The sequence below is a fragment of the Pseudomonas sp. P4_C3 genome (genome assembly GCF_056402075.1).
This window is the reverse complement of record NZ_JBFUIC010000395.1, coordinates 1-3366: the sequence shown is the minus strand read 5'-3', so window position 1 is coordinate 3366 and position 3366 is coordinate 1. Positions and strand designations below refer to the sequence as shown.

Sequence of the window (3366 nt, the reverse complement as noted above, 5' to 3'; positions counted from 1 at the left end):
CGTCAAATCAGTCCCAACGAATGCGCGCCCCATTTGAAAGCTGTTTTCAACATCTTTAACTCGGCCCCCATGTTGCAATTTCTTGAAAAGCTCACAGGCATCGAAGGTTTGATACCCGATCCCTACTTTGTCGGTGGCGGCCTGCATGAAACCAAAAGCGGTGGTTTCCTGGGGGTGCACTCGGACTTCAGGCTCAACAAAAAGCTTAATGTCGAGCGCCGACTGAATATCATAATTTATCTGACTGAAGACTGGCGAGAGGAATACGGCGGCAACCTGGAACTTTGGGATGTCGACATGAAGACCTGCCTTAAAAAAATCCTGCCGATTTACAATCGTTGTGTCATTTTCAATACGGACAAAGACAGTAATCATGGGCACCCAGAGCCCTTGACGACTCCAGAGCACATCACCCGCAGGTCTATAGCACTTTATTACTACACCGCAGGAACCATGGTGATCGATCCTGCACAAAGAAACAAAACCCACTACAAACCAAGGCCAAAAGATCGCTTTAGCCTAAAGTACTACATGAATAAACTAATCAAGAAGAAAAACTAAACGGTATCGCCAGACGATCGAGTTCGTGCTTTTTTGAGCGTTAGCTCGCCAATCCGGATATGCCCCCATGCTCAGTTACAGCGTCGATCAAATGGCCCATGGGGGCGCAGGGTCCTGGCAATTATGGAGACGCTAAAGGTTATAGCCGCTAGTCCTCAAAACGCCCCGTGGTATCTCGATCGCGTTCGTAGTGTCGTGTGAGCGGAAACGGCGGCAACCAGGCCTCGCGACGCACGATCCAGCTCTCGTAGGTTGGGGTCAGTTGGTCTGGGGCATCGAGGGATCCGAGGTTCACTTCGATTTCGTCTGCGCTGCGCGAGAATACGGACGAACCGCAGTGCGGACAGAAATGCCGCCCGGCGTAGTCACGGGTTTCGCCTTCGATCGTCACCGCATCCTGATGAAATATCGCGGACGCATGAAACAGCGCCCCGTGATGCTTGCGGCAGTCGAGACAGTGACAAACGCCAACCCGGAACGGGCGCCCCGTCGCGACAAGGCGCACCTTGCCGCACAAACAACCACCGGTGAATTGGTCCATGCGGTGTCTCCTCCAAGCTGTCCGAAACGGAGTATCAGCGTGGAAACAGGAACGTCACGGCAGCGCGAAAGCCCCAGCCTTGCGGGCCGTCCTCCGGACTGTCGAGCCAGTAGCGCGGGCCGGCCTGCACCGTCAGCGGTTGGCCGCCGATTCTCAACAGTTGGGTGACCGTCAGGTTGACCGGTACCGACCATTCGCGCGATTGCCAATTGTAGGTCGACTCGGTGTTCACCCCGTAGGTCGTGTACGTATGAGTGGTGTACGAGAGGAAGGGTTGCAGGAAGGTCTGGTTGACCTTTTCCTTGTCGTCTGGCGGGCTGCCGTCCAGGCCCCAGATATGGTTGGCCAGAATGCCTCGGGTCCAGCCATTGGACTGTTTCAACGCCACCGCCGTCGGGCCGAGGCCCCATTGCTCGCTGCTGAGCAATTCGTCACTGCCGGTCGGTATCAACAACGCCGGGCCGCCGCCGAGTATCCAGCCACTGTCCGTGGGCTTGGTCGGCGAGAAGAAAAAACTCTGGGTGATATCGCCGGTGCCGGATTTGTCCGCCGCGCCATTGGGGGCCAGGCCGTGCTGGTCGATGACCGGCAGAATGGTGCGAGAGATGAGGTTCCAGTCTTCGTTCAAGGCAAACGGCAGCACAGGCTGGATATTGGTGACGCTGTGCATGCCCTCCCCGGTCGGCCCCATCTTCTGGTCCCAGTTGTACTGCACCGGCAGGCTGTACATCGCCGCGACCGGGTTGAGGGCTTTCTTCGCCAGCTCTGCCGAATCGTCGGCCTGAGCCAGCGGGATGAAGCCCAACGCAACGACGAGTGTCGACGCGGTACACATCCATCGTTCTTTCAAATCCATCTCACTCACCTGTAGACGCCAAAACCGGCGTTGCAAAGGGTTAGCGTAGGCAACTGTGATCGATGTGCAATTTTTCCTGGCCGCGTGTTTAACAGTTTTTGAGAGTTATTGATTCGGATTATCCCGCTGCTACAGGCAGCATTCGGCCCGCATTGGACGGCGTGCAAGCACCTGCTTTGCGTAACCGACTGGCAAGTACCAATGCCTGGATACAAGGCACCCGGACCAATGCCCGGGGCCAGGTCGGAACCCGAATGACAACTTTCATCACTTGAGAACCAAATACATGGGCATGTCGAATAAATGGATTGCGGGTATAGCTTTGAGTTGTGTATTTCAGGTCGGCTGTGTCTCGAAAGTGGCGCAGCAAGAGCAATACTCAGGCTTCCTGGGCAATTACCAGGGCCTGGAGGAGCAAACTACGCCGAGTGAGCAGAAAGTATTGCGCTGGGTATCGCCAGGGTTCGATCCTCGCGCGTACTCCACTGTGGTGTTCAGGCAGATGGAGCTGTATCCCGCGCCGCAGCCGAGCGCGCGCGTCAGCCTGAAGACGCTGCAAGACCTGCAATTGATGGCCAGCAACAGCGTCAAGACCGCCTTTGCCCAGCGCTACACGATCGTCCCCTATGCGCAGTTGGTACCGACCGATTCGCGATCGCTGATCCTGCAAGCGGCGATCACTCACGTCAGCGCCAACAACGAAGGCATGCACTGGTATGAGGCTGTTCCAATCGGGGCCATTGTCGGGGCGACACAAGCAGCCACCGGGCATCGGGATCAGACTGCCGAGATGTACATCGAAGCCAACCTGATCGATGCCAAAACCGGTATGCCGGTCGCGAAGATCGTGCGCAAGGTATTCGGCGAGACCATCAAGAATGCCGAACAGCCGATTGTTGCCAATGACTTCAAGGTTGCACTCAAAGGCATGACCGACGATATGCAGGCCCTCCTCCTCAAGCGTTGACGCTCAGGTAAACCCCATCGCAAGCAGACCGGCATGGGGTTTCAATGTGATGCCCCGCCGTGTTTTCCCTCTGACAAACCGTTAGCCGTGCCGACGCCTGACGTGAGACTCAATGATGAAAATACTGGCCCATACCTTAGCGCTCGTTACGATGTTGCTGAGCACCAGCTCTGATCCAGTTCGCCAAACGACTAAAGGGTTACTGGCGGGGCATCGTGAGCCGGGTTCGCTGGCCGATGCACACCGGTCAGTTGGAAGGAATAAACAATCGAATAAAGGTCATCAAGCGGATGGCGTACGGTTACCGGGATAGCGAGTTCTTTTTCATGAAGATCAAGAGCGTCTTTCCCGGTAATCCGTGAAGAACCAAAAAAAAGCCCCGGGCCCTTCATGAAAGGACTCGGGGCAAAGCGTAGAACGAGAGGTGAGGATCGTTTACGC

Annotated in this window: 4 protein-coding genes and 1 pseudogene; 3 read left to right on the top strand and 2 right to left on the bottom strand. The window is 56.0% G+C overall.

Annotation, left to right across the window (positions count from 1 at the left end; genetic code table 11):
* On the top strand, positions 1–561 hold a 561-nt coding region (locus AC1DVH_RS28200; RefSeq protein WP_477756554.1), incomplete at its 5' end, for a 2OG-Fe(II) oxygenase.
* A 148-nt stretch (positions 562–709) separates the two neighbouring features.
* Here AC1DVH_RS28200 and AC1DVH_RS28195 read toward each other — a convergent pair.
* Together AC1DVH_RS28195 and AC1DVH_RS28190 are read right to left on the bottom strand one after the other, a co-directional pair.
* Entirely contained in the window at positions 710–1102 is a 393-nt protein-coding gene (locus tag AC1DVH_RS28195) for a GFA family protein (RefSeq protein WP_477756553.1), read from the bottom strand.
* A 34-nt stretch (positions 1103–1136) separates the two neighbouring features.
* Positions 1137–1937 (bottom strand): transporter, encoded by an 801-nt coding sequence (locus AC1DVH_RS28190; protein ID WP_477756555.1) that lies wholly within the window; start codon positions 1935–1937, stop codon positions 1137–1139.
* A 307-nt stretch (positions 1938–2244) separates the two neighbouring features.
* Between AC1DVH_RS28190 and AC1DVH_RS28185 the strand changes: the two genes are divergently transcribed.
* Both AC1DVH_RS28185 and AC1DVH_RS28180 read left to right on the top strand, forming a co-directional pair.
* Positions 2245–2925 carry a DUF3313 domain-containing protein gene (locus tag AC1DVH_RS28185; protein WP_477756552.1) on the top strand — a complete coding sequence of 227 codons (681 nt, stop codon included), beginning with the start codon at positions 2245–2247 and terminating at the stop codon, positions 2923–2925.
* Positions 2926–3092: 167 nt separating this feature from the next.
* Positions 3093–3287, top strand: a pseudogene (locus tag AC1DVH_RS28180) (transposase); the annotation flags it as partial.
* Between the last annotated feature and the right edge of the window lie 79 nt (positions 3288–3366).

Excerpts from the sequence above, each read along its gene's own strand:
- AC1DVH_RS28195 (WP_477756553.1), bottom strand. The coding sequence starts at position 1,102 with ATGGACCAATTCACCGGTGGTTGTTTGTGCGGCAAGGTGCGCCTTGTC.
- AC1DVH_RS28190 (WP_477756555.1), bottom strand. The coding sequence starts at position 1,937 with ATGTGTACCGCGTCGACACTCGTCGTTGCGTTGGGCTTCATCCCGCTG.
- AC1DVH_RS28185 (WP_477756552.1), top strand. The coding sequence starts at position 2,245 with ATGGGCATGTCGAATAAATGGATTGCGGGTATAGCTTTGAGTTGTGTA.